The 25,769-nt window shown below is 68.7% G+C and carries 24 protein-coding genes; 11 read left to right on the top strand and 13 right to left on the bottom strand.

Going from position 1 to position 25,769, the window contains the following annotated elements:
* Positions 1 to 10 precede the first annotated feature (10 nt).
* Positions 11 to 2,377: a xanthine dehydrogenase family protein molybdopterin-binding subunit gene (locus tag ACOQPQ_RS07915; protein WP_420638899.1), complete on the bottom strand. Its 2,367-nt coding sequence runs from the start codon at positions 2,375 to 2,377 to the stop codon at positions 11 to 13.
* A 356-nt stretch (positions 2,378 to 2,733) separates the two neighbouring features.
* On the opposite strand from ACOQPQ_RS07915, the gene ACOQPQ_RS07910 reads away from it, so the two are divergent.
* Positions 2,734 to 3,465, top strand: coding sequence for an aquaporin (locus ACOQPQ_RS07910; RefSeq protein WP_420638898.1), 732 nt, complete (start codon positions 2,734 to 2,736; stop codon positions 3,463 to 3,465).
* A gap of 70 nt (positions 3,466 to 3,535) precedes the next feature.
* On the top strand, positions 3,536 to 4,411 hold the full coding sequence (locus ACOQPQ_RS07905) for an ROK family protein (RefSeq protein WP_420638897.1): 876 nt from the start codon (positions 3,536 to 3,538) through the stop codon (positions 4,409 to 4,411).
* Positions 4,412 to 4,550: 139 nt separating this feature from the next.
* On the opposite strand, the gene ACOQPQ_RS07900 is transcribed toward ACOQPQ_RS07905, so the two are convergent.
* The 3 genes from ACOQPQ_RS07900 to ACOQPQ_RS07890 form a co-directional block, all read right to left on the bottom strand.
* Entirely contained in the window at positions 4,551 to 5,915 is a 1,365-nt protein-coding gene (locus tag ACOQPQ_RS07900; RefSeq protein ID WP_420638896.1) for a phosphotransferase family protein, read from the bottom strand.
* A gap of 7 nt (positions 5,916 to 5,922) precedes the next feature.
* A complete protein-coding gene (locus ACOQPQ_RS07895) occupies positions 5,923 to 7,089 on the bottom strand; it encodes an acyl-CoA dehydrogenase family protein (RefSeq protein WP_420638895.1) in 1,167 nt (388 codons plus the stop codon).
* A 68-nt stretch (positions 7,090 to 7,157) separates the two neighbouring features.
* Positions 7,158 to 7,952, bottom strand: a complete 795-nt coding sequence (locus tag ACOQPQ_RS07890) for an enoyl-CoA hydratase/isomerase family protein (RefSeq protein WP_420638894.1) — start codon at positions 7,950 to 7,952, stop codon at positions 7,158 to 7,160.
* Between the two features lie 127 nt (positions 7,953 to 8,079).
* Here ACOQPQ_RS07890 and ACOQPQ_RS07885 point away from each other — a divergent pair, with 127 nt between their 5' ends.
* The 6 genes from ACOQPQ_RS07885 to ACOQPQ_RS07860 all read left to right on the top strand — a co-directional run bounded on the left by ACOQPQ_RS07885 (position 8,080) and on the right by ACOQPQ_RS07860 (position 14,321).
* The gene (locus ACOQPQ_RS07885; protein ID WP_420638893.1) at positions 8,080 to 9,000 is read left to right on the top strand and encodes a Dyp-type peroxidase; all 921 of its coding nucleotides are present in this window, start codon (positions 8,080 to 8,082) and stop codon (positions 8,998 to 9,000) included.
* 54 nt (positions 9,001 to 9,054) lie between these two features.
* Positions 9,055 to 9,429 (top strand): NYN domain-containing protein, encoded by a 375-nt coding sequence (locus ACOQPQ_RS07880; RefSeq protein WP_420638892.1) that lies wholly within the window; start codon positions 9,055 to 9,057, stop codon positions 9,427 to 9,429.
* 103 nt (positions 9,430 to 9,532) lie between these two features.
* A complete protein-coding gene (locus ACOQPQ_RS07875; RefSeq protein WP_420638891.1) occupies positions 9,533 to 10,405 on the top strand; it encodes an FAD binding domain-containing protein in 873 nt (290 codons plus the stop codon).
* Position 10,406: 1 nt separating this feature from the next.
* Positions 10,407 to 10,889, top strand: coding sequence for a (2Fe-2S)-binding protein (locus tag ACOQPQ_RS07870; protein WP_420638890.1), 483 nt, complete (start codon positions 10,407 to 10,409; stop codon positions 10,887 to 10,889).
* Between the two features lie 9 nt (positions 10,890 to 10,898).
* Positions 10,899 to 13,250 (top strand): aerobic carbon-monoxide dehydrogenase large subunit, encoded by a 2,352-nt coding sequence (locus ACOQPQ_RS07865; RefSeq protein ID WP_420638889.1) that lies wholly within the window; start codon positions 10,899 to 10,901, stop codon positions 13,248 to 13,250.
* 36 nt (positions 13,251 to 13,286) lie between these two features.
* Positions 13,287 to 14,321 carry an XdhC family protein gene (locus tag ACOQPQ_RS07860; RefSeq protein ID WP_420638888.1) on the top strand — a complete coding sequence of 345 codons (1,035 nt, stop codon included), beginning with the start codon at positions 13,287 to 13,289 and terminating at the stop codon, positions 14,319 to 14,321.
* Here ACOQPQ_RS07860 and cutA read toward each other — a convergent pair.
* From cutA to ACOQPQ_RS07825, 7 genes are all read right to left on the bottom strand, one after another.
* A complete protein-coding gene (cutA, locus tag ACOQPQ_RS07855) occupies positions 14,282 to 14,599 on the bottom strand; it encodes a divalent-cation tolerance protein CutA (RefSeq protein ID WP_420638887.1) in 318 nt (105 codons plus the stop codon). The genes ACOQPQ_RS07860 and cutA overlap by 40 nt on opposite strands.
* 1 nt (position 14,600) lies before the next feature.
* On the bottom strand, positions 14,601 to 15,833 hold the full coding sequence (locus ACOQPQ_RS07850) for a cytochrome P450 (RefSeq protein ID WP_420638886.1): 1,233 nt from the start codon (positions 15,831 to 15,833) through the stop codon (positions 14,601 to 14,603).
* A 128-nt stretch (positions 15,834 to 15,961) separates the two neighbouring features.
* Positions 15,962 to 17,137, bottom strand: coding sequence for an ABC transporter substrate-binding protein (locus tag ACOQPQ_RS07845; RefSeq protein ID WP_420638885.1), 1,176 nt, complete (start codon positions 17,135 to 17,137; stop codon positions 15,962 to 15,964).
* A gap of 347 nt (positions 17,138 to 17,484) precedes the next feature.
* Positions 17,485 to 18,288 (bottom strand): ABC transporter ATP-binding protein, encoded by an 804-nt coding sequence (locus tag ACOQPQ_RS07840; protein WP_420638884.1) that lies wholly within the window; start codon positions 18,286 to 18,288, stop codon positions 17,485 to 17,487.
* Entirely contained in the window at positions 18,285 to 19,118 is an 834-nt protein-coding gene (locus tag ACOQPQ_RS07835; protein WP_420638883.1) for an ABC transporter ATP-binding protein, read from the bottom strand. Before ACOQPQ_RS07835 ends, ACOQPQ_RS07840 begins: the two co-directional genes overlap by 4 nt.
* On the bottom strand, positions 19,115 to 20,455 hold the full coding sequence (locus ACOQPQ_RS07830; RefSeq protein WP_420638882.1) for a branched-chain amino acid ABC transporter permease: 1,341 nt from the start codon (positions 20,453 to 20,455) through the stop codon (positions 19,115 to 19,117). The genes ACOQPQ_RS07835 and ACOQPQ_RS07830 overlap by 4 nt, the downstream gene beginning before the upstream one ends.
* Positions 20,452 to 21,360 (bottom strand): branched-chain amino acid ABC transporter permease, encoded by a 909-nt coding sequence (locus tag ACOQPQ_RS07825; RefSeq protein WP_420638881.1) that lies wholly within the window; start codon positions 21,358 to 21,360, stop codon positions 20,452 to 20,454. The genes ACOQPQ_RS07830 and ACOQPQ_RS07825 overlap by 4 nt, the downstream gene beginning before the upstream one ends.
* Positions 21,361 to 21,505: 145 nt before the next feature.
* Between ACOQPQ_RS07825 and ACOQPQ_RS07820 the strand changes: the two genes are divergently transcribed.
* Complete coding sequence (locus ACOQPQ_RS07820) at positions 21,506 to 22,078, top strand: nuclear transport factor 2 family protein (protein WP_420638880.1); 573 nt, start codon at positions 21,506 to 21,508, stop codon at positions 22,076 to 22,078.
* 39 nt (positions 22,079 to 22,117) lie between these two features.
* Here the strand turns inward: ACOQPQ_RS07820 and ACOQPQ_RS07815 are convergent, their stop codons facing one another.
* Positions 22,118 to 22,912, bottom strand: coding sequence for an SDR family NAD(P)-dependent oxidoreductase (locus ACOQPQ_RS07815; RefSeq protein ID WP_420638879.1), 795 nt, complete (start codon positions 22,910 to 22,912; stop codon positions 22,118 to 22,120).
* A gap of 98 nt (positions 22,913 to 23,010) precedes the next feature.
* Between ACOQPQ_RS07815 and ACOQPQ_RS07810 the strand changes: the two genes are divergently transcribed.
* Positions 23,011 to 24,072, top strand: a complete 1,062-nt coding sequence (locus ACOQPQ_RS07810) for a hypothetical protein (protein ID WP_420638878.1) — start codon at positions 23,011 to 23,013, stop codon at positions 24,070 to 24,072.
* Between the two features lie 22 nt (positions 24,073 to 24,094).
* On the top strand, positions 24,095 to 24,661 hold the full coding sequence (locus tag ACOQPQ_RS07805; RefSeq protein WP_420638877.1) for a UGSC family (seleno)protein: 567 nt from the start codon (positions 24,095 to 24,097) through the stop codon (positions 24,659 to 24,661).
* A gap of 31 nt (positions 24,662 to 24,692) precedes the next feature.
* Here ACOQPQ_RS07805 and ACOQPQ_RS07800 read toward each other — a convergent pair whose 3' ends face one another.
* The gene (locus ACOQPQ_RS07800; RefSeq protein ID WP_420638876.1) at positions 24,693 to 25,550 is read right to left on the bottom strand and encodes a PAC2 family protein; all 858 of its coding nucleotides are present in this window, start codon (positions 25,548 to 25,550) and stop codon (positions 24,693 to 24,695) included.
* Positions 25,551 to 25,769: the final 219 nt, after the last annotated feature.

Below are 25,769 nucleotides of genomic sequence, written 5' to 3'. Positions count from 1 at the left end.
GGGCCTCACGCTACCCGCGGGCGACATCCCCGTCGGGGGCCGGGCCGTGAACAGCCGCGATGAAGTCCAGGATGCGGCTCGGGGGAAGGTACTGCTCGGTGATGGTGGCACCCCAGGGGGCCAAGGCGTCCTCGATGGCGTTGCACAACGCCGCAGGGGCACCGATGGCGCCGCCCTCACCCACACCCCGCCAGGGCACGTCGCCCTGAGAGGGGCCCTCCAGGTGTTCGATGTCGATGCGGGGAATCTCGGCGGCGGTGGGCAGCAGGTAGTCCATGAACGTGGAGGTCAGGCACTGGCCGTCGCCGTCGTAGACGATGCGCTCGAACAGCACGCTGCTGATCCCCTGGGCCACCCCTCCCCGGATCTGTCCCTCCACCACCGCGGGGTGGATCATCTCCCCGCAATCCTCCACCACCAGGTAGCGGGGGACGGTCACTTGGCCGGTGCCGGGGTCCAGCTCCACCCAGCACACGTGGGTGGACTGGGTCCACCCACCTGCCGGCGTCTCGAAGTCGAACGAGGCGTCGAAGCCGTCCCCCAGGTCTTGGTGGAGGGTGAACGGCGCCAGGTAGGACAGCCGGGCCACCTCGGCCACGGTCCTGTGGCGATCGGGGGAGCCCCGCACGGCCACCACGCCGTCGGTGATCTCCAGATCGGCCGGGTTGGCCTCCAGTAGGGCGGCCACCACCGACAGCAGTTTGTGGCGCACGATGCGGGCCGCTCCCTGGGCGGCCCCGGCGCCGAGGGTGGCCGCCCGGCTCCCGCCGGTGCCCACCATGTTGAACGGCGCAAGATCGGTGTCGCCGACTGCCACCCTCACCTTGTCGATGTCCACCCCCAACTCGTCGGCCACCACTTGGGCCAAGGTGGTCTCGTGGCTCTGGCCGTGAGGCTGCTGGCTGGTGTACACGGTGACCGCCCCATCGGGCTCCAGCTTGACCCGGGCCCGTTGGAGGGAACGCTGTTCGTAGGTGAATCCCAGGGCCTGCCCGTAGTCGGTGGGGCCGGGGCCGGGCTCCAGGTAGGTACACAGCCCGATGCCCAGATGCCGGCCCTGGCCCCTGGCCTCGACCTGAGCCTGCCGGAAGCCGTGGTAGTCGGCCAGCTCCACGGCCCGGTCCAGGGTCTGGTTGATGGTCATGTACTCCAGCGATGGTCCGGTGAGCATGGTGCCGGGGAATTGGTCGTCGCCCCGGTAGTTGCGGCGACGGACCTCCAGCGGGTCGAGGTTGAGACGACGGGCGATGAGATCCATGAGCCGCTCCCGCACCCAGCACTCGATCTCCCACGGCCCCCGGTAGGCCACGTACGACGCCTTGTTGGTGGCCACCACCGACCCCCGGAAGCGGTAGTGGCGCACCCGCAGCGTGCCCGGCAACAGCACCTTCACGATGTTGGCGAACAGTGACAGCGGCAGGTTCAAGAAGGGGTAGGCCCCGTGATCCATCACCAGCTCGGCCTGTAGTCCGGTGACCACCCCGTGTTCGTCGAGGGCGGCCTGCACCCGCACCTGTTCCTCGCGGGCGTGGCCCCCGGCCACCAGGTTCTCGGCCCGGTCGGCCACCCACCGCACCGACCGGCCCAGGTGCCGGGCGGCGGCGCACACGGCCACGTCCTCCCGGGTGGGGTTGGACTTGAGGCCGAACGACCCGCCGATGTCGGGGCAGGTCACCCGCAGTTGGGAGGCGGCGATGCCCAGGATGGCGGCGAGGTGAAGCCGCAGGGCGTGAGGGTTCTGGTGTGACACCTCGTAGTGGAGGTTTCCGGTGGACGGGTCGAAGTGGGCCACCCCGGCCCGGGCCTCCAAGGGGGCACAGGTGTGGCGGTGCTGGGAGAGGGTCTCGGAGATGACGTGGGCGGCCGAGGCGAACGCGGTGTCCGGGTCGCCCCAGGTCGCCTCATCGGACCAGAGCACGTTGTCGGGGGCTTCGTCCCAGACCGGCACTGCGCCTTCGGCCCTCTCAGCGGTGGTGGTCACCGGGGGTAGGGGGTCGATGTCCAGCACCACCGCGTCGGCCCCGTCCTCGGCGCCCGCCCGGCTGGTGGCGATGACCAGGGCCACGGGGTCGCCCACGAAGCGAACCCGGTCGCCGGCCAGGGGATGGTGAGCAGGCACGATGAGGGGCCCCGCGCTCGCCGACGCCATCGGGGCGCAGCTTCGGGCCAGGTGCTCGGCGGTGAGCACGGCTACCACCCCGTCGACGGCGGTGGCGTCGTCGGTGGTGACCGACAGGATCCGACCGTGGGCCACCGGGCTGCGCACGAAGGCGGCCTCCAGCAGGCCGGGCCGGTCGATGTCGTCCACGAAGCGCCCGGCACCGGCCAACAGGCGGGGATCCTCTCGGCGGGCAACGCGGGCGCCGGTGAACCGCATGGCCGCCGAGCGTAACTTGTCGCCGATGCCGGCGGTCAAAGTTCACCGGGCGGCCACTTTGGGGCAATGTCCGGTAGCTCGGGCGTTTCCCCAGGTCACATAGTCTTTTGACTGTGACATACGCCTGATCCCCACGACGCTGTTGCTTATCCCTTCCGGCGCAGCGTCCCACTGGACCTTGGTGGGGTGCCTGTGACACCCTCCACCAGCACCCCGCCAAGGTTCCCAGTCCTGTTTCGATCGCGGCAAGGACCAACCTGTTGACATGGCGGGCAATCTGACCGAACCAAACAGAACATGGCCGGTGGAGTGTGACGTCACCCTTGCCTCGAGGCGGGGGAAGTGAACGGCACAACGTGACTGAAGTGGTGAAGGGAATGGAGTTGTCCCGCAAGCTGGTGGCCGAGTTTGTCGGCACGGCACTGTTGCTGATCGGGGTGGTGGGGTCGGGGATCATGGCCGAGCGGTTGTCGCCCACCGACGTGGGGCTGCAGCTCCTCCAGAACGCGGCAGCCACCGCGGGGGTGCTCTACGCCATCATCTTGATGTTCGGCCCCGCCTCGGGGGCCCATTTCAATCCGGCGGTGACGGTGGCCGACTGGGTGTTGGGCGACTTTCCCGGGCGCCGTATCGCCCCCTACGTGGCCGCCCAGGTGGCCGGAGCGGTGGTCGGGACGGTGTTGGCCAACCTCATGTTCGACTTGGGGGCGGTGGACTGGAGCACCAAGGACCGTTCCGCCGGTCACCTGTGGCTCGGCGAGGTGATTGCCACTGCCGGGCTGGTGGCGCTGATCTTCTCGTTGGTGCGCACCGGGCGGCTCCGGTTCGTGGCCGGGGCGGTGGCCGCCTACATCGGCGGGGCCTACTACTTCACGTCGTCCACCAGCTTCGCCAACCCGGCGGTGACCGTGGGACGTATGTTCTCCGACACCTTCACCGGCATCCAACCTTCCTCGGCCCCTCTGTTCATCGTGATGCAGGGGACAGGCCTGGTGGCCGGAGTGCTCCTGATTCGACTGGTCTATCCCACCCCCCAGGCCACCGGCGGTGGCTCGCCCTCGTCGGAGGCACCCGAGGAGGCCGGGTAGCCTCAACCCGTGACCCGGCGACGGACGTGCCAGGCCGGGTTCGAGCCGGGCGCTTGGGTAACCTCGGCCCGTGAAGATCGAGTTGGGTGGCCCGGTGCTGGCGGTGGATATCGGTGGCACCAAGGTGGCCGCCGGCGTGGTCGGGCCCGACGGCCGGGTGCGGTGCCATCGCCAGGCGCCCACGGCATCGCCCGACGGGGAGGCCCTGTTCGCCAAGTTGGTGGCGTTGGCCGAGGCCACGTTGGCCGAGCACGACGGGCCGGTGGGGGCTTGCGGGGTGGGCAGCGGGGGACCGGCCCGGGACCATCACCGGCTGCTGTCGCCCCTCAACATCGACGTCTGGCGGGACTTTCCCCTGCAGGAGCGGCTGTCGGCGGTGCTCGGGCTGCCGGTGGCGGTGGACAACGACGCCAAGGCCCTGGCTTTGGCCGAGGGATGGGTGGGGGCCGCGGTAGGGGAGGACAACTACCTGGCCATGGTGGTGTCCACCGGGGTGGGGGGCGGCATCGTGTTGAACGGACGGCTGCTCGACGGCGCCGACGGCAACGCCGGCCACATCGGCCATGTGTTCGTGACCGAGGGCGGGCGGGCCGACGCCGCCGGGGCGGTGGGCCTGTTGGAGGGTCAGGCCTCGGGCACGGCCATCGCCGACCTGCTCGACGGCGTCGCCCCGGCCGAGGCCCCGCCGGAGACGCGCCGCCGGGTGGGCACGCTGGTGGGCCGAGGGGTGGGCTCGGTGGCCAATCTGTTGGACTTGCGCCTGGCCGTGGCCGGTGGATCGGTGGCGCTGGGCTACGGCGATGACTTCTTCTCGGCCGCCCAGGCCGAGATCGACCACATCTGCCGGTTGATCCACTCTCGGGGTACCCGCATCGTGCCCAGCCCCCTCGGCCCTCACGGTGGCCTCATCGGCGCCGCCGCCGTCGCCGCCCGACTCCTGGGGTGAGCCCGGGCCCTCTACTGAGCAAACTCGCAGCTCGCTACTGAGCAAACTCGCAGCTAGCAACTGAGCAAACTCGCAGCTCGCAACGTGACAAATTCGCAGCACACGCCCACGGGTGTCGATGTCCATGGGTGGGGAGCGGCTAGTCGCTGAAGGTCTGGATGCGGAGGTGGCGCGCCATGGCGGAGCCCGCGGGGCCGAGGAGCATCTGGGCCCGCAGGTTGCGCTTGTGGAACAGCGTGACCAGGGCCTCGTCGAATCGGTCGGTGTCGGCGTTTGCCAGCACGAACTGCTCCAGCTCGGCCTCCCCGGTCAGCCACGACTCGGGGCGGTGGCCCAGCAGCTCGTGCAGGTCGTCGAGGTCGGCCTCGGACACGGCGTCGCCGATCTCGTCGATGCGGGCCGCGTGGCGGGCCATGCGGAACATGGTGCGCAGCTTGTAGCGGAGGTACTCGTCGTCGATCTGCACGGTGCGCAGATTGCGGACCAGATGGTCGAGCACCACCTCGGCCCGGGACTCCCGGGGCTCGGGCAGCTCCACGGTGGGCAATTCCACGTCGAGGATCTCGGCCAAGGCCTCGGTGGCGAACAGGTTGGTCTCATAGCACCACTGGAGGTTGGTCATCAGATCGGAATCGGGGGTGGGCCGGCGACACGCAGCCCCCAGCGGTAGCTGGTTGGAGAGCGTGAACATGAAGTGGTGGCGCTGGATGGCCTCCAGGTCCACCGGCTCCCCGGCCAGCTCGCCGTAGCGGTCGTAGAGCTTGGCGAAGTTGCCGAACCCGAGCACGGTGTCACGCTGGCGCCAGGCGGCCAGATCCATCATCGGGTCGCCGATGTGGCCGATCTCCACGTCGAGCACGGCCAGGATGCGGTTGTTGTCGTGGTGGAACTGCCCGGTGTCCCACACGATGACCGACTCCCGTCCCCGCGAGAACGGGGGGTTGCGCCTCAGCCAGCCCAAACAGAACTCCAGGAACGGGTCGGGAAGTTCCTTTTGGCTGCGATACAAGTCCTCGTAGCGTCGCAGGCCCAACAAGCCCGACTCTTCGGGCCGTTCGGCTCGGCTGATGCCCGCGGCGGCGAAGGGCTCCACGTCCAGGGCGTGCATGCGGGCCAGGATGTGCAGGTAGTCGTCCACCACCGCGTCGCGCTCGGCGTCGGTGGAGTTCTCGAAGTGGTTCTCACCGGGCACCCGGTCCATGACGTAGGCCATCGGGTCGTCGATCCACCCGTAGACCTGCGCCACCGGGATGCCGTGTTCGCCGAGCAGTTTCTGCAGGCGCATCTCGTGATCCAGCGGGAATACCAGTCGCATGTCGGTGCGGTCCCCCCGCACGCACAGCTCCAGCCGCTCGCCGTTGCGCTCCAGGTCGGCGAACCACACCGGCCGCCAGCGGGCCTGTCGGGAGATGTCGGTGACCGTGCCCCCCAGGTTGGCCTCCAGCCAGGCCACCACCTTCTCGGTGGCGGCGTCGGTGTCCATCGGATCCTTGGTGAGGGTCATCGGTGGTCTACTCCTTTGTCAAGCCAAGTCGGTTGGCGATGTTGTTGCGCTGAATGGCCGACGAGCCGCCGATGATGGGCATGGCCAGCACGTCGCGCACGTAGCGCTCCATGTCGAAGTCTTCCACGTAGCCGTAGGCGCCCATCACCCGCTGCATCGACAGCACGATTTCGGTGGCGGTGTCGCACACGAACAGCTTGGCCATGGAGGTCTCCACCCCGGCCGGCTTGTCCTCATCCAGCAGGCGGGCGGCGTGGTAGGTCATCAGGCGGGCGGCCAACAGCCGGGTGCGGCCCTCGGAGAGCATGTGGCGGATGGACTGGTGGCTGCTGACCGGCCTGCCGAACTGCACCCGCTCCTGGGCGTAGGCCCAGGCGTCCTCCACCGCCCCGGTGGCGATGCCCAGCGCCATGGCGGCCACCTCGATCTTCTCCACGTCCAACCCGGGTCCGGCCAGCTTGGCCCACCCCTGGTTCCAGCCCTGGTCGCCGCCCACGATGTTGGTGGCGGGCACCTCCACGTCGGTGAAGGTCACGTCGGTGGTCATCGAGCCCTTGAGGCCCATGGCGTGCTGGGGCTCGATGGTCACCCCCGGCGACCGGGGCGGGATCAGCACGAACGAGAGGTTGCGGTAGCGCTCGCCGTCGGGGTCGGAGTTGACCAGAGTGTAGATGTAGTCGGTGAAGGTGGTGCCCGAACAGAACCGCTTCGCCCCGTTGATCCGCACCACCTCGCCGTCGCGCACCGCGGTGGTGGTCACGCCGGCCAGATCGGAGCCCACGTCGGGTTCGGTCAGGCCGTAGGAGAACAGCATCTCGCCACGGGCCACCAGGGGCAGCCACTCCTGGCGCTGGGACTCGTCGGCCGACTCCACCAGGTTCATGCCCGCGTAACAGGCGCCGTAGATGTAGGCGCTGCCGATGGCGGTGCTGCGCCGGCAGAGCTCCTCGATCACGATCATGGTGGCGGTGATGTCCCGACCCGACCCGCCGTAACGCTCGGGGATGGTGATGCCGAACAGGCCGAGGTCGGCCAGCTTGGTCAGCACGCTGCGATCGATTTGATTGTTGCGATCCCACTGGCGGGCCAGCTCCCGGGGCATCTCCGCCTCCACGAACCGCCGGACGGTGGATCGCAACAGCTCGTGGTGCTCGGCTTCGGGAAGATGGTCCACGGTGGTGCCTGGGGTCAGCGCCGGTTGGGCGCGGTCGTCGGGGCGGGGGGAGTCTCGGTCACGACCGGTCAGCGGCCCACGAAGGTGGGAGGTTCCTTGGCCAGGAAGGCGTCGAGGGCGATCACGAAATCCTCCGACATCATGGTGAGCCCCTCGGTGGAGGCGGCCCGGTCGGCCACTGCCACTGCGGCCTGGCGCAGGCCGGCGTTGATGGACGCCTTGGTGAATTTGATGGCCATGCGGGCCCCGTCGCGCATGCGCTCGGCCATGGCCTGGGCGGTGTGGTCGAGTTCGTCGGCGGCCACGCACTCGGTGATGAGCCCGATGTCGGCGGCCTCCGGCGCCGGGATCAGATCGCCGGTGAGCAGGTAGCGCCGGGCCCGGGCGTAGCCCACGAGTTGGGGCCACAACAGAGCACCCCCGTCGCCCGCCACCAGGCCCACCGATACGTGGGGATCGCCGAACACCGACCGCTCCGAGGCGTACACGAAGTCGCAGAACAGCGCCAGCGTGCATCCCAGGCCCACCGCGGGCCCGTTCACCTTGGCCACAAGGGGCTTTTCCAGGGCCAGCGCCGACTCGGTGATGCGCCGGTCGGCCCGGATCACCCGCTCCACCTCGGTCAGATCGCCCGCCAGGCTGCGCAGCCATGCGATGTCGCCACCGGCACAGAACGCCCCTCCGGCCCCGGTGAGGATGGCCACCTCGGTGTCGGGATCCTCGTCGAGGTCGGTGAACACCCGGGTCAAGTCGGCGTGGAGCACCGGATCGATGGCGTTGCGGTGCTCGGGCCGGTTGAGCACCACCGTGGTGATGCGATCGACGGTGGACACCTCCAGGGCGCCGTAGTCGTCGGGGTTCATCAGCACCTCCTCCAGGTCTTGGGGTGCATCGGCGGTTTGATACCGAATTTTCCCGCTCCACAGTGCATCGGCCCAGCAATAGTGCCAGACTTCGAGCAAGCCCGACGCTTTCAAGGAGGAGAGGCCAATGGCGACCTGCCAGCCGGCAATTTTCGACGAAATGGGCAAGTACCAGTGGTACGTGCATCTCAGCCGGGGCGACGGCGCTGACCTGGGCGCCATCAAGTCGGCGATCTCCGACTGTCGCAGCAACTGCGCCGCTCAGGGGATCAACCTGGTCCTCGGACTGGGCCCCACGCTGCTGGCCGACTTGACCGACGACATCCCCGACGACTTCCAGCCGTACCACACGGTGGAGTCCATCGACGGCAGTGGCCGCGAGGCCAAGGGCACCCAGGAGGAATTGCTCCTGTGGATGACCCACGACGAGAAGGACCTGGTGTGGAAGGCCCAGTGGGACGCCCGCCAGGCCCTGCAGGCGGCCGGGATGAGCGTGGCCCGGGAGACGCCCACGTTCATTTACGGCGAGAGCCTGGACATGACCGGGTTCATCGACGGCACCGGCAATCCCGCCGATGAGGATCAGCCGGCGGTGGCCATCATCCCCGACGGCCAAGCCGGAGCGGGCGGCAGCTTCATCATCGCCCAGCGCTGGGTACACGACCTCGAGGCCTGGGAGCAGCTCGACGTGCCCACCCAGGAGGTGAACTTCGGTCGCACCAAGGCCGACTCCACCCGCCTGGCCAACCAGGCCCCGCATTCGCATCTGTCCCATGTGGAGTTGCGCGACGGCGAGACCGCCGACGACTCCAAGCCCAAGCGTGACGAGATCGCCCGCCGGTCCACCCCCTACGCTTTCCACGACGGCACGGTGGGGCTCTACTTCATGGCCTTCTGCAGGACCCAGGCCCCGTTCCGGGAGCGGATGGACGCCATGTACGGCCGCAACGGCCAGGTGCGCGACATGCTCACCGACTACTCCAACCCGGCCTCGGGCAGCTACTACTTCGCCCCGTCGGTGGAGTGCCTGGACGCCTCCCTGGCCTAACCGGCCTCAATTGACCTGAATCCGGGTCAACTGATCTGAGCCCCGTCAACCACCGTGCTCGTGGTTGACGCCATGAACGTGATCGGAAGCAGGCCCGACGGTTGGTGGGCCGATCGCGACGGCGCGCTCATCCGGCTGGTGGACGACCTGGTCGACGCCGGGGTGACCGCCATGGTGGTGGCCGACGGTCGGCCGGTAGCTGAGTTGCCCGCCGGGCGCCACGGCCCGGTCGAGTTGTTGTACGCGTCCCGCCGGGGCCCCAACGCGGCCGACGACCGCATCGCCGCCGAGGTGGCCGCCATGGACGACCCGTCCTCGGCCACGGTGGTGACCTCCGACGCCGAATTGGCCCGTCGGGTTCGCCGCCACGGCGCGGTGGTGGTGGGCGCCCGAGCCTTCCGTACCCGCCTGGACCGCCGCCTGGGCTGAGTTGCGGGGGCTCTCCGGCACCGGCCCCGTGGCGGTGGCAGCGACCGCTCCCTCCGGTGAGTAGGGTTGGCACTCTCGATCGAAGCCCAGGGGAGGAGGCCCGGTGTTCCCGTCACGATTCGAATTCGTCGCGGCCACCACCGTCGCCGAGGCGGTGGAGGCCAAGGTGGCCGCAGGAGAAGGGGGTCGGTTCCTGGCCGGGGGCCAGAGCCTGCTTCCCATGATGAAGATGCGGGTGGCGTTCCCCGACACCCTCATCGACATCAACGGCGTCGCCGGTCTGGATGCCATCGGGCGATCCAACGGCCATCTGCAGGTGGGGGCGCTGGTGCGTCACGCCGACGTGGTGGCCTCGGATGCCACCTTCGGCGCCGTTGCCGCCGCCGCTCCCTGGGTGGCCGACCCCTTGGTGCGCAATCGGGGGACCATGTGCGGCTCGGTGGCCCACTGCGACCCCGAGGGCGACTGGAACTCGGTGCTGTTGGCCACCGGGGCCGAGGTGATGGCGCAGGGGCCCGGTGGTCAACGTTCCATCCCCATCGGCGAGTTCGTGGACGGGGCGTTCACCTCCACGTTGGCCGAGGATGAGATGGTGGTGGGGCTGCGCATCCCCGTGCCCGCGGGCCGCGCCGGGGGGGCTTACCTCAAACTGGAGCGCAAGATCGGCGACTACGCCACCGTGGCGGTTGCCACCCACCTGGAGTTGGACGACGCCGGGGCCATCGCCGGGGCCGGGCTGGCCCTCACCTCGGTCAATCCCGTCAACACCAAGGTGACCGATGCCGAGGCGCTCCTGGTGGGCCAATCGCCCTCCGAGGAGCTGTTCGCCGAGGCGGCCGAGTTGGCCGTAGCCGCCGCCGAGCCCCGTGACGATGTTCGGGGAACCGCCGCCTGGAAGCGCCAGGTGGTTCGCACCTACACCCGCCGGGGGCTGGCCGCCGCCGCCCAACAGGCCAACGAGAACCAAGGGAGCTGAGATGGAAATCACCGTCACCATCAACGGCGCCGATCACGCCGCCGACGTGGAACCCCGCACCCTGCTGGTGGACCACATCCGGCGCACCGTCGGACTCACCGGCACCCACGTGGGCTGCGACACCACGAGCTGTGGGGCTTGCACCGTGCTGCTCGACGGCAAGCCGGTCAAGTCCTGCACCATGTTGGCCGTTCAGGCCGACGGGGCCACGGTCACCACCGTGGAGGGCCTCAAGACCGCCGAGGGACTGCACCCCATCCAAGCGGCGTTCTCCGAGGATCACGGCCTGCAGTGCGGATTCTGCACGCCGGGCATGATGCTGGTGGGGGCCTCGCTCATCGCCGAGAATCCCGACCCGTCCGACGACGAGGTGCGGTGGGCCATCTCGGGCAACCTGTGCCGGTGTACCGGCTACATCAACATCGTCAAAGCCATCCGCACGGCTGCCGGCCGCGTGGCCGCCGACCAATCCAACGGAAGCTGAGGAGTCCCCATGACCGAACCAACCACTCCGGCGGAAATCGGCGGCATCGGCCACAGCGTCCAGCGCAAAGAGGACGCCCGGCTCATCGAAGGCCAGGGCAACTTCCTCGACGACATCGAGCTGCCCAACATGTTGCACATGGCCATCCTGCGCTCGCCGCTGGCCCACGCCCGCATCAACGGCATCGACTCTTCGGCGGCCCAAGCCGTGGACGGAGTGGTGGCCGTGGTCACCGGGGAGCTGATGGACCAGCACGGGCTGGCGTGGATGCCCACCCTGTCGGGCGACACCCAGGCGGTGTTGGCCACCGACAAGGTGCGCTATCAGGGCCAAGAGGTGGCCGCGGTGATCGCCACGGATCCTTACATCGCCACCGACGCCCTGGAGCTGATCGAGGTGGACTACGACGAGCTGCCCCCCATCACCACCCCCCAGCAGTCGCTGGAGCCGGGGGCGGCCATGATCCGGGACGAGAAGGAGGGCCAGACCGACAACCGGGCCTACACCTGGGAGACCGGCGACAAGGCCGCCACCGACGAGGCCTTTGCCCGGGCCGACCGGGTGGTCACCCTGGAGACCCACTACCCCCGCTCGCACCCTGCGCCGCTGGAGACGTGCGGCGTGCTGGCCGACGTGAACTCGGTGACCGGACAGGCCACCATCTACCTCACCTCCCAGGCCCCCCACGCCCACCGCACGCTGTTCGCCATGGTGGCCGGGCTGCCGGAGCAGAACATCCGCATCGTCAGCCCCGACCTCGGGGGCGGATTCGGGAACAAGGTGCCCATCTACCCCGGCTACGTGGTGGCCACCGCCGCCTCGCTGCTGTTGGGCCAACCGGTGAAGTGGGTGGAGAGCCGCACCGAAAACCTCATCTCCACCGGGTTCGCCCGCGACTACTACATGAAGGGCGAGCTGGCCCTCACCGACGAGGGCCGCATCCTGGGCCTGCGGGTGGACATGCTGTCGGACCAGGGCGCCTTCTACTCCGACGCCCAGCCCACCCAGTTCCGCGCCGGGCTGTTCCACGTGGTCACCGGCAGCTACGACTTCCCGGCCGCCCACATCAACTGCGAGGGGGCGTTCACCAACAAGGCCCCCGGTGGGGTGGCCTACCGGTGCTCGTTCCGCATCACCGAGGCCTCCTTCCTGATCGAGCGGCTGGTGCAGAACGCGGCCTACGAGCTGGACATCGACCCGGCCGAGATGCGGCTGAAGAACTTCATCCAGCCCGAGCAGTTCCCCTACGAGACGGCCACCGGGTTCGTGTACGACTCCGGCGACTATCCCACCGCCCTGCGCACCGCCCTGGACGAGGTGGGCTACGAGGACCTGCGCCGCCAGCAGGCCGAAGCCCGCGCCGAAGGGCGGCTGATCGGCATCGGCATCGCTCACTTCACCGAGGCGGTGGGGGCGGGACCGTCGCGCACCTACGACATCGCCGGGCTGAAGATGATCGACTCGGCCGAGCTGCGGATTCACCCCACCGGCAAGGCCATCTTGAAGCTCGGGGTGAAGACCCAGGGCCAGGGCCACGAGACCACCTTCGCCCAGATCGTGGCCGAGATCCTCGGCATCCCCGCCACCGACATAAAGGTGGAGCACGGCGACACCGACCACACGCCCTACGGCCTGGGGACGTATGCGTCTCGGTCCACCCCGGTGGGGGGCGCGGCCACCGCGGTGGTGGCCCGCAAGCTGGCCGACAAGGCCCGCAAGATCGCCGCCCACCTGCTGGAGGCGGCCGACGACGACATCGAGTTGGCCTCCGGGGTGTTCTCGGTGGCGGGCAGCCCCGACCGGTCGGTCACCATCCAGGACGTGGCCCTGGCCGCCTACACAAACCTGCCCGAGGGCATGGAGTACGGCCTGGAGGACGTCACCTACTACGACCCGCCCAACCTCACCTACCCCTACGGGAGCTACATCGTGGTGGTGGAGGTGGACCCCGACACCGGGGAGTGGGAGGTGCAGCGCATGGTGGCGCTGGACGACTGCGGGGTGCGCATCAACCCGATGATCGTGGAGGGGCAGATCTGCGGTGGCCTGACCGAGGGGTTTGCCATGTCGTCCATGCAGTGGATCACCTTCGACGACGACGGCAACTGCATCGGCTCCAACTTCATGGACTATCTGGTGCCCACCGCCTGGGAAACCCCCCGCTTCGAACTGCTGGCCACCGAGGTGCCCTCCCCCCACCATCCCATCGGGGCCAAGGGGGTGGGTGAGTCGGCCACCGTGGGGTCGCCCGCCGCGTTCGTGAACGCGGTGATCGATGCGGTGGCCCACCTGGGGGTGCGCAACATCGACATGCCGGTGATGCCCGACCGGGTGTGGACCGCCATCGACCAAGCCGGGTAGCGGTGCCCGCGGTGCTCTCACCGGGAGCGTGAGCCCGTGAACGTGGAGGTGATGGCCCGGGCGGTGGCGTTGCGATCGCAGCGCCGGCCGTTCGTGCTGGCGTCGGTGATCTGGCGGCGGGGGCCGTCGTCGGGCCAGCAGGGTTCGCAGGCCGTCATCCTGGCCGACGGTGCGGTGCGGGGCTGGCTGGGTGGCGCGTGCGCCGAGCCCACCGTGGTGAGCGAGGCGTTGCGGTGTCTGGACGACGGGGAGCCCCGGCTGCTGTGCCTGGGCTCGTCGCCGGGGAGGGAACGCTTTCGGGATTCGGACGGAGGCCACGAAGGCGACGGGACTGAGAACGGCAACGGGATGCGGGTGATGGCCATGAACTGTGAATCGGAGGGGGCGATGGAGATCTACCTGGAGCCCAGCCTGCCCGCCCCCCAGGTGGTGGTGATCGGCCGCACCCCGGCGGTGGACGCCATTGCCCAGGTGGCGGAGGCCATCGGCTGGGACGCGGTGGTGATTGACGACGGCGGGGTGGCCGACGACCACGCCCGACCGGAGCTGGTCCGCACCCGCTTGGACCTTGACGGTCTCACCGTGGATCGGGCCACCGCGGTGGTGGTGGCCACCCAGGGTCACTACGACGACGTGGCCCTGGCCGCGGCCCTGGGCACCGACGCCGGCTACATCGGCCTGGTGGCGTCGGCCAAGCGGGCCGACGCGGTGCGCGAGCACCTGCAGCGCCAGGGGTTCGGCGCCGACGACCTGGCTCGCATCAGCGCCCCGGCCGGGCTGGACCTGGGCCGCATCCCCAACCGGGAAATCGCCGCCGCGATCATGGCCGACCTGGTGGCCCGGCGGGCCGACGGCACCCTGGCCGCCGACGCCGCCCCAGGCGCCGAGGATCGCCCGGTCGAGGCCATCGACCCGGTGTGCGGAATGACCGTGATGGTGGCGAGCAGCCGCCACCGCGCCACCCACGAAGGGGTCGACTACCACTTCTGCGCCCCCGGCTGCCGGGAGCGCTTCGACGCCGATCCCGGTGCTTATCTGGCGGCCACCGATTCGGCCAGCCACTCCTCGTAGCCCGGACCGCAGTGGCTGAGCGGTAGGGCCGCGATGGCCGGGAGGTCGTAGCTGTGCAGCTCGGCAATGGCTGCGCAGACGGCCTCGAAGCAGGCGTCGGTGGTCTTCATGAGCACCAGGTGCTCCCGGTCGTGGTCGATGTCGCCGTCCCAGCGAAAACAACTCTCGATGGGCCAGGTCTGAGCGCAGGCGGCCAGCCGCCGCCCCACCACCGCCTCCATGATGGTGCGGGCCTCATCGGCCGTGGCGCAGGTGACGGTGACCTCGATGGGGTTCACGTCAGGCCGCGGGGTGCAGCACCACGTCGAGGGTGACCGGCGAGCGGAGCACGATGCCGGTGTCGGGGGGCACGTCGCCCGCGAACTCGAAGTGGTCGAACCGTTCCAGCAGGTATTCGAGGGTGCGCTCCATCTCCAGTTTGGCCAACAGCGAGCCGGTACAGGTGTGGGGGCCGCCGCCGAAGGCCCGCACCGGTCCGATGGGGGTGTAGTTGGGCCGCTCCTGGCCCTGGAAGCGGCCCACGTCGAACTCGTCGGGGTTGTCGAACCGGGACGGGTCGTGGTTGGCGCTGGACACGAACGACATCACCTTGCTGCCCGCGGGGATGGAGGTGCCGTCCACGGCCAGATCGTGCTTGGCCATCCGGATGGTGACGTGGACGGCGGGCCGGTAGCGCAGGATCTCGGTGACCGCCGAGCTGACCAGCTCGGGATCGGCCCGGAGGCGCTCCCACTGCTCGGGCTGCAGGATCAGGTGTTTCACCAGGTTGGCCAGGGCCCGGTCGGTGGTCTCGATGCCCGCCGACAACAAGAAGGCGGTGAAGCTGCGCACCTCGTCGTCGGACAGTCGCTCGCCCTCGTACTCCATGGAGCACAGGTCGGACAGCAATTCGTCGCCGGGGCACGTCCGCCGCTCCTCGATGCTCGGGGTGACGAAGGCGTAGAGCTCGTCGCGGGCGGCCTCGCCCCGGGCGTGGACCACCGGGTCACGGGTGACGTTGGAGGTGCCGGCGGCCACGATGTCGTTGTACCAGTTGCGAAAGTTGCTGGCCTCGCCCATGTCCATCAGCTCGGCGATGGCGCCCAGCGGCACCGGCTCGGTCAGCCCGGTGCGCAGGTCGGCGGCTTCGGGGGCCACCGGCAAGCGTTGGCCGTACTCCTGGACCAGTCCCGAGACGATCTCCTCGATGGTGGAACCGAGCTGGCGGGGGCTGCGCAGGCGCTTGGCGATGATGGCGTCCTTGCGGCGGTGTTCGTCGCCCGACATCTGCAGGATGGCCCGTCCGAAGATGCTGGAGGTGCCCGGCTGGTTCATCAGCGGACCGAACGACTCGCCGTCCTCGAGCATGTTGGTGATGTCGTCCCAGCGGGTGAGCACCCATGCCTGGAGGGGCTCGACCCACAGGGCCGGGGCGTCTTCTCGCATCCGGGCGAAGATCGGGAAGGGGTCGGCCCCCTCGTTGTCGGCCAGGTAGGCGGTGAACTGCTCGGTGATCGAGTTGACATCCGACATGTGGTGTACCCCTTCTGCGGTTCCTTGGGAGAATAACGCAACCGGCCGCCGACACCGCCCCGATGAGGCAGTGCCGGCGGCCGGCTCGAAGAGTTCAGTTGGTCAGCCGCGGGCTGCGGCCGAGGGGGCTAGCCGATTTCGATGCCGTACTCGCCGTCGAAGCCAGCGCCGTAGAAGTCGAACGGGTTGGCCGCAACCATGCCGCCGGTGCCCGCGTCCAGCGAGAACGCCGCCCCGCACGGGCTGTGGTAGGGCGCCGAGGTCCAATCGATCGGGCAGGTGATGCCCATGGTGTCGTAGGTGCCCTTGAGCGCCTCGGTCAGGCTCTCACGGCTCAACTCGCCGGTCTCGGCGGCCCGCAGTACGGCCTGCTCGAACACGTAGCCGTTCAGGAAGCCGTGGGCGAAGTTCAAGGTGAGGTGCTCACCGTCGTAGCCGGCCAACGAGGCGCAGCGCTCCATCTCGGCGGCGGCCTCGATGTCGTTGTTGGCGGTGAGGAACGAGTGCATGCCGAAAGTCTGGTCGCTGACCGACTCCGGTCCCTCGGTCCAGATGGAGTTGGCGGCGATGCCGTGGATGCCGATGATGGGGAGGTCGGTGATGCCCGCGTCGGCCATGCCCTGCATCACCACCAGGCCAGCGGCGGGGGAGCCGTGCAGGGTCACGTAGTTCACGCCTTCCTCGTCGATTCCCCGCTGCAGAGCCACCATCTGGGCGGTGACCTCGGTGGCGCCCGGGGCCACGTAGAGGGTGTCCAGGTAGGTGCCACCTCCGTTGGTGACCGACTGCTCCACGTAGGCGGCGAACTCGGTGCCGGAGGGCACCTCGAGGCTGATGCCCATGACCACGGCGTTCTCGATGCCGCCCACGGAGGCGGCGATGTGCCCGGCGGCCAGGTCGGCCTGGTCGCCGTAGTGGGCCAGGTTGTTGAAGTACTGGTCGCCCTCGAGCTGGATGTCGATGGTCTGGGGCGGGCCGATCACCGGCAGGTTCAGAGTCTCCACGTCGGGCTGGAGCTGGGTGCTGATGTGCGAGCCACCCAAGCCGACGAGGGCCAGGACTTTGTCGTCCTCGGTGAGCTTGGTGAAGTTGATGGCCGCGGCCTCGGCACCGAACTGATCGTCCTCGGGCAGGTACTCGAACATGCGGCCCAGCACGCCGCCCCGCTCGTTGGCGCACTCGAAGTAGGCCTCGCTGCCGTGGCTGTTGAAGGACTGCGACGATGCCGTCGGGCCGGTCAGGTCGCCCATCCAGCCCACCTTGATCGAGCTGGAGGTGACGCCGTTGTCCGGGTTGTCGGGCACCGTTATCTCAGCCGGTGCATCCTCGGCCGGGGCTTCTGCGTCCGGGGCGGGCGCATCCGCGGCTGGCGCATCTTCTGCAGGGGCTTCCTCTGCAGAAGCCGGAGCTTCGGTGTCGGCCTGATCAGTTGAGTCCGCCGGGGCGGGCGCAACATCAGCATCATCGTCGTTGCCGCACGCCATGGCGATCAGTGAGATCGCGACTAGGGCGACGACAAGTTTCATCCAGCGTCGGGACATGGGTTTTCCCCTCCTGTTGTCAGCAGTTGTCGGCTTGAAAGGCAATCACGTTCGCTACAAGCCGGGGCTCACCGTAACCCACGGTGCCTGCCGGGGTCTACCTTTGGCCATCACCGACCGTCGGCGGCGAGTTCGGTTCCCAGGTAGGCGGCGACGACCCGCTTGTCCTGTTGCATGGCCGCCGGCGTCCCTTCGGCGATCTTCTGGCCGAAGTCCAGCACCATCACGTGGTCGGCAATCGACATCACCACGCCCATGTCGTGCTCGATGAGGAACACCGTCATGTCCAGTTCTGCCTGGGCGGCGTAGATGTAGCGGATCATGGCCTGCTTCTCGTCCACGCTCATGCCCGCCATGGGCTCGTCCAGCATCAACAGCTCGGGCTCCATGGCCAGCACCCGGCCGAACTCGATGCGCTTCTGCACGCCGTAGGGCAGATCACCCACTGGCTCCCGGCGAACCTCCCGCAGGTCGAGCAGGTCGACCACCCGTTCAATGGCCGCCCGAGCGGCCAATTCCCGCTTGACCGCCCGACGGGTGAACAGGCCGCCCTCCATGAGCCGGGTGTGCTCATGGACATAGCGGCCCATCAACAGGTTGGTGAGCACGTTCTCGCCCATGAACAAGCCCAGGTTCTGGAAGGTGCGGGCCACCCCCAGCCGGCTGATCTGGTAGGGGCGGTACCCCAACAGATTCTCGGTGGCCTTCCCGTCGGGGTGAAAGTCCACCCGTGAACCGGCCAGGGGCTTGTAGACGCCAGAGATGGCGTTCACCAGGGTGGTTTTGCCCGCGCCGTTGGGGCCGATCAGGGCGAACAACGATCCTCGTTCCACTTGACCGCTGATGGCGTCGCACGCCCGCACCCCGCCGAACTGCACGGTGACCTCGTCAAAGCTGAGGATGACGTCGCTCATGACTCCGACCCCGATGGCGACCGCCGTTGGGAAGAAGCCCGGCGCTGGGCGGGCCTCGGGATGGCCGCGTAGGAGTTTTGGGCCTCATCCCCGCCCCCCAGATACAGCTCCTGCACCATGGAGTTGCCCCGCAACTCGGCCGCGCTGCCCTGGATCAGCACCCGGCCCAACTCCAGCACGTAGGCGTTGGCGGCGTGCTGCAGGGCCAGGTTGGCGTTCTGCTCGATGACCAGGATCGACGTGCCCCGGGTTTCGTTGATCTCGGTGAGCAACTCGAAAAGCCGGTGGACGATCCTGGGGGCCAGCCCCAGCGACAGCTCGTCGCAGATGAGCAGGGCCGGTTGCGACATCAGGGCCCGGCCCACGGCCACCATCTGCTGCTCCCCTCCCGAGAGCAGCCCGGCGGTCTGGTTCAACAGGGGGCGGAGCTGGGTGAACAGCTCCAGATTCTGCTCCAGCGACTCATCGATGCCGCTGATGTCGTTACGGCTGGCCGCCCCGCACAGCAGGTTCTCCTTGACGGTGAGATTGGGGAAGAGCTTGCGCCCCTCGGGCACCTGGGCCACCCCGGCCTGCACGATCTCGAAACTCTTCTTGCCCAGGATGGACTGGCCGCCCAGCGTGATGCTGCCGCGGCGCACCCGTCCCTTGTGCAGGTAGAGCAAGCTCGTGATCGACCGCACCAGGGTGGTCTTGCCCGCCCCGTTGGCCCCTAGCACCGACACGAACCCCCCGGCGGGCACGGTGATGTTCACGTCGGCCAAGGCGGTGACCCCCCCGTAGGCCACCTCTAGGCCGGCAACCTCTAGCTCGAGCCCGGCCGGGTTCATGTTCGGCTCCCGGTCAACGATCGGCTCACCCAGGCCTTGAAGTCCTTCCATATGCCGGCCAGCCCCTCGGGCTTGAACACCAGGATGATCACCACCAGGACACCTCTGATGGCCACGTCAATCTCAGATGCGTAGGTGCTGAGGAAGTCGATGTCGCGAATCAACCAAACCTCTTCGCGGGCCCACTCGAACCACTCCGGCAGCACCCAATAGAAGATCGATCCGAAGATGGCGCCCTGGATGCTGGAGAAGCCCCCCACCACGATGATCACCGCGTAGTTGAGCACCGTTTCCACGTTGAAACTGTTCTCGTCCCGGGCGCCGATGTAGAACGAGCCCAGCACGCCCGACATGGATACCACCGCCGAGGACAGGGCGAAGGCCAAGAGTTTGGAGCGGGCCACGTTGATGCCCATCAGCGAGGCCGACACGTCGCGGTCGCGCACCGCGGCGAACGCCCGCCCTTCCCGGGTGCGGATCACGTTGACCATGAACAACAGCGAAACCACGGTGATGGGCATGATGACCCAGTACCAGCGAAACTGGCCGGTGATCACGAACTCGCCGTTGGCGTCGGCCTCGATGTTGGGCAGCCAGTGCAGCCACGAGGCGATGCGGGGGGAGGCCTCCCCCTTGAAGCGGATGCCGACGAAGCCGAAGTACTTCTGCAAGTACTCCCGCCATGCCAGCATCATCACGAAGTGGAACCCGAAGGTGACCAGCAGCAGGTAAAGGTGCTTGAGCCGCAGGGCGGGAAGTCCCACCACGGCACCGATCACCGCCCCGGCCACGGCCGCGGCGGGCAGGGCCAACCAGAAGTTCCCCCCGCTCCACTGCACTCCGACGACGCCCCCCACGATGCTGCCCAGGGCCAAGAAGGCCACGTGGGCCAGGCTGATCTGGCCGGAGTAGCCCACCAGCAGGTTGAAGGCTGCCGCGCCCAACGCAAATATCAGCACTTGGTTGGTCACGGTGAACCAGGTGGCCCACGGGAAGTCCATGGGCGGGGTGAAGTCGGACGCCAGCACGAAGGGCAGCACCAGCAGCCCGAAGGTGGTGACCGCCGCCCAGGAGCGGTCGCTGGGCGTGCGCCACAGACGCATGTCCTCGCGATGGGTCAGCTCCCCTCGGGGCGTCCAGCTCCAGGCCATCCGGGCCACGACCGCCATGACGGCCGCAATGATCAGGGCCTTCCACCCAAACCACATGTTCTCGGTCATCGATCCCAACACGAACGGGATGACAACGGCGATGGCAAAGGGCAAAAGACGCTGCAGCGTCGTCGGTCGGTAGGTCTCGGTCATGCCCAGGGGTGCGGGGTGGTCGGTGGCGGTCACACCCGCTCCAGATCCTTGCGGCCCCACAAGCCAGTGGGGCGTACCAACAGCACCACTGCCATCACCGTAAAGGCCACCGGTTCCCGCCACTTGGTGCCCAGGTGCAAGCCCGCGAACTGCTCGATCACTCCCACCACCAGACCCCCGACAATGGATCCACCCAGCGAGGTGAGGCCCCCGATAACCGCGGCGGGGAAGGCCCGCAGACCGATAGCGGCCAGATTTTGGTCGATGGACCCGGTAACGTGGCCGAACAGCACCCCCGCCAGCCCGGCCATGGCCAGGGCGGCGGCCCAGGTCATGGCGTAGACCTTGTCGGGGTCGATGCCCATGGCGGCGGCGGCCTCGATATCGTCGGCCACCGCCCGGATGTGCAGGCCCCTCCGGGTGTACTGGAAGAAGGCGAAGAAGGCCAGCACGCACAGCGCCACCACGCCGAGGCTGATCATGTCCACATATTCCACTCTTGCCCCGCCGATCCAGAATTTGCCCTGGGGCAAGACGGATAGGCGGCCCCGCTCGGTGGACCCGTAGAAGATCCGCAACAGGGCGCGGATCACCGTGGCAATGCCGATGGTGGCCAGCACGATGGCGAAAAAGCCCTGGCCCACCATGCGGCGCATGATGCCGTAGTGGAGGAACAGGCCGAACACCAACATGACGGCCAACACCACCACCAATCCCAGGAAGAAGTTGAGGCCTTCCGACACCAGGAACGTGACCGCGAAGTAGGCCCCCAGCATCACGAACTCCCCGTGGGCCAGGTTCAACACGGCGGTGCTCTTGTAGACCAGCACGAAACCCAGGGCCACCACGGCGTAGATGGCTCCCAGGGCCACCCCCTCGATCAGCAGTTGCAGGTTTTCGCTGGGATCAGCGGTGAAGTTGCCGACAGCAAAGAGCATGGCCCCCCTTGGGCCGGCCGGGGATTGCCGACCAGCGCACGGCGACGGTAGTTTTCTCGGGCCGATGCGCGCAAGTGGCCACCGGTTGGGCGGGCAGGCCCAGTCCGGTTCGGGCCGCCTGATCGCCGCAGAGAAGGGGTGCTGTATGTCGATGAGTTCTTCGCCATCGCCGGACTTGTCCGAGAGGATTGCCCAGCTTGAGGCCCGCGAGGCCATACGGGACTTGGTGGCCCGCTACGGCATGGCCGTGGACGACCGGGACATCGATGCCGTGGCCGACATGTTCACCTCCGACGCCGAGTTCGGCCTGGCCGACGGCATGGTGTCCAACCAGGGGCGCCAAGCGGTGATCGACTTCTACACCGAGCGCCTGACCGCGTTCGGGGCCACTTACCACTATCCCCACAGCCACCTGATCGAGCTGGATCCCGACCGGCCCGACCACGCCACCGGCACGGTCAACGCCCACGCCGAGTTGGCCCTGGACGGGCGCACCCTGGTGACCGCCCTGCGTTACGACGACCGATACCGAGTGGAGGACGGTTGCTGGCGGTTCGTGGAGCGAAAGGTGGCCATGCTCTATTACATGGACATGGCCGAGTTGGTGGACGGCGGCCTGTGCGAGCCCGACCGCAAGCGGTACTTCGGCACGGTGGGACCTTCGGAGTTGCCGGAGAGCCTCGATACCTGGAGGCGGTTCTTCGCCGAGGCCGGCTGAACGGCGGCTTGCCCAGGCCGCCGGTTTGGCCTGGCCTGCTCAGGCGGCCGACATGCCGCCGTCGATCACGATGGCGGTGCCGGTGGTCCACGACGACTCGTCGGAGGCCAGGTGCAGGGCGAGCTGGGCGATGTCGGTGGTGGTTCCCAGCCGCCCGATGGGGTGGCGCACCTTGGCGGCGTCGATCAGCTCGTCGACGGTGGCGTCGGCGGGCGCGTTGGCCGTGGCCGAGAATCCCCCCCGCTTCTCGTAGGTGGCCCGCACCAGCGGGGTGGGCACCGTGCCCGGGCAAATGGCGTTGACCCGGATGCCGTCGGGCCCGTAGTCCACCGCCATCTGGCGGGTGAGGCCGATCACCCCCGCCTTGGCTGCCGCGTAGGAGGCGATGCCGGGCACGCCGATCACGCCGCCCACGCTGGCCTGGAGTACCAGCGATCCGCCCCCGGCGGCGATCAGGTGGTCGATGGCGTACCTCACCGACAGCCACACCCCGGTGAGGTTCACCCCGATGACCCGGTTCCACTCGTCGATGTCGAGGTCGCCCGCTCGCCCCGGTCCGTCCACCCCGGCGTTGGCGTACACCGCGTCGAGGCCCCCGAAGGCGGACACGGTCTGGTCCACCATGGCCTGGCAGTCGGCGGGCCGGGACACGTCCACCGCTAGGCTGATGGCTCGCTCCCCGATGTCGGTCGCGGTGGCTGCGGCGGCGTCGCCGTTGATGTCGGCGCACATGACGTGGGCCCCCTCGGCGGCAAACAGCCGGGCTGCGGCCTGGCCGATGCCCGATCCGGCCCCGGTCACGATGGTTCTCTTTCCTGACAGTCTTCCGGTCACGGTTGCGAACTCTAGTGGCGGCTCCAGCCCTTGTTGTCCTGTGCCCTCCGGTCCCCTTGGGCGGGCGGGCCGGAGGTGGGCCGAGATACGGTCAGGCCATGGCGCAGGAGTTGGTGTTGGACCAGGCCGACGTGCAGGAGGAGTTCTTCGCCCGGGGATGGACCGACGGGCTGCCGGTGGTGCCGCCCACCGGTGATCTGGTGGGGGCCATGCTGGACCACGCCGGGGTGGTGGCGGGCGACATCGTGGGCACGGTGCCGGAGCGTTCCCGGGAGGTCACCGCCGAGAAGGCGGCCGTCAACGCGGTGATGGCCGGGTGCCGCCCCGAGTACTTCCCGGTGGTGTTGGCCGGGTTGTCGGCCATGTTCGATCCCCGGTTCGGCTGCCACACCGTGGTGACCAGCACCGGCGGGGCGGCTTTGTGCGCCGTGGTCAGCGGCCCTCTCACCGCCGAGTTGGGATTCAACTCCGACCGCAACGCCTTGGGGCCGGGGAATCGGGCCAACGCCACGGTGGGGCGAGCCCTGCGGCTGGTGGCCATGAACGTGCTGGGGGCCCGGTCCGACAGCTTGGACGGCTCGTCGCTCGGCCACCCCGGCAAGTTCACCATGGTGATCGCCGAGGAGCCGCCCCCCGAGGGCTGGCCGCCGTTGCGAGTGGAGTTGGGCCATGGCCCCGGCGACACCACCGTCACCGTGTTCCCTTCCGAGGGGCCCCACCAGGTGGCCAACCATCTCAACGGTGATCCCGAGGGCATCTTGTTGACGTTTGCCGCGGCCATGACCAACCCGGCCACGTTCGGGGTGGGCAAGAAGCACCAAGTGCTGCTGGTGCTCGGCTACGAACATCGCCGGATTCTGGCCGAGGGCGGGTGGACCAAGCAGGCGGTGCGGGAGTTCTTGGCCGCCCACTCCCGGGTCACCCCCGAACACCTGGCCGCCGCCGGGGTGTTGTCGGAGTTCACCGCACAAAACGACATGACCCCCGACGCCGACGGCAAGCTGGCCACGGTGCCGGGTCCCGACGACATCTTCCTGGTGACCGCGGGCAGCGCGGGCGCCGGGTGGTCGGCCTACATCCCCAACTGGGCCCCGGCGGTGCACTCGGTGGCCGTCACCCGCAGGGTGGCCGCCCCCGGCGCCGGCCTCCCCGTGGTGTGAGCCACTGCCACTCTGCCGCCAGGTGCGCTACTGTGGGATTCGAGGAGGTCGTGCTGTGTCGTCAGTAACCGTCTTGTCTCCTGAGTACGAGCAGCCGCAGGTGGCCGAGGTGGCCATGGCCCCTCGGATGATGCCCACCGAGCCGGTGGTCATCGGGGTGATCGACAACGCCAAGGCCAACGCCAAGGAGTTGCTGACCTACGTGGCCGAGGGCCTGCGTGCCCGCCTGCCGGTGTCCGACGTGGTGGTGCACTCCAAGTCGGCTGCGGGCAAGCCCATCGACGCCGATGCCGCCGAGGCGCTGGCCGCCCGGTCGCATCTCATCATCTCCGGGCTGGGTGATTGAGGGGCCTGCACCGCGTGCAGTTTGCACGACGCCGTCCACATGGAAGGCCGGGGCATCCCGTCAATGCTGGTGATCACCGAGCCGTTCCAGCCGGTGGTGGACGCTTTCGCCCCCACGGTGGGCATGGACGCCTATCCGGCGGTGGCCGTGCCCCATCCCGTCTCCACCCTGGACGACGAGGCCCTGCAGAAGCTGGCCACCACCATCATCGACCAAGCCGTCACCCGCCTGACCACGCCTTAGCGCCCAGATGGTTCGGCCACGAGCGGGCCGGTTATTTCCAGGGGTCGCGGAGGAAGGCTTCGAATTGGGTGGCGAGGTCGTCGCCGGTGGGCAGTAAGTCGTCGGCTTCGTCGATCTGGCGTTCGAGCTGCGCCACGTAGTTCTTGAGATCGTCGTCACCGGCCACCGCGGTGTCCACCCGCTCCCGCCAGGCGGCGGCGGCCTCGTCGAGTTCTTCGTGGTCGGTGATGATGCCGGTGATCAGCTCGAAACGCTTGAGCAGCGACCGGGTGGCCTCGGGATTGGGCGGTCCGGGCACGTAGTGGGGAACCGACACCCGCAGGGAGATGACCGGAACGCCGGCCTGGTCGAGGGCGTCGTGCAGCGCGCCCACCAGACCGGTGGGGCCTTCGTAGGAGGGTCGACCCAGCCCGAACATCCGGGCCAGTTCGGCGTTGGTGGAGCTGCCCACCACGCCCAGGGGTCGGGTGTGGGGAGCGAGGCCGACCATGGCCCCCAGGGTGACCACCAGCCCGGCCTGGCATGCGTGGGCCACGTCCACCAGGTGGCGGGCAAAGGACCGCCACCTGAGGTGGGGCTCTACTCCGTCCACCACCACCAGGGGGTGCTTGGCTCCCATACGATCCACGTGGGCCACCTCGGTTATGGGCCAGTCGATGACCCGTCGGCCACTGTCGTTCATGCGCACCTCGGGCCGGCGGTCCTGAAAGTTGAAGAACTCCTCGGGGTCGATGCGGGCCAGCGGCTCCACCTTGAAGGCGGTCTCCTTCATGAGCCGCACCGCGGTGGTGGCCGCGTCGGCGGCGTCGAACAGCCCCTCCAGGGCCACCACCATCACCGGTTTGGTCTGGGCGGGCTCATCCACCAGCCATTCCAGTTCCGCCGCCATGGGCCCAGATTCACACCTGCCACCGTGCGGGGCAAACTCGGTTGCGGCCGGTGGAGGACGATGCGCTCGTGGCTGTTGGCCCAGTGGTAGCGCACCGGGGGGAGCCGTGCGACAGACTGGGCCGGTGGAGGGGCTCGGAACCTTTGACCTGATCGGTCGCGCGGCGTGCATCACCGGAGCGGCCGACGTCATCGGCGAGGTGGCCGAAGTAACCCTGGC

Origin of the sequence: Candidatus Poriferisocius sp. (assembly GCF_965219775.1) — a bacterium.
Lineage (GTDB): Bacteria > Actinomycetota > Acidimicrobiia > Acidimicrobiales > Bin134 > Poriferisocius.
The sequence above is the reverse complement of the archived record's forward strand: the minus strand, read 5'-3'. Positions and strand labels throughout refer to the sequence as shown.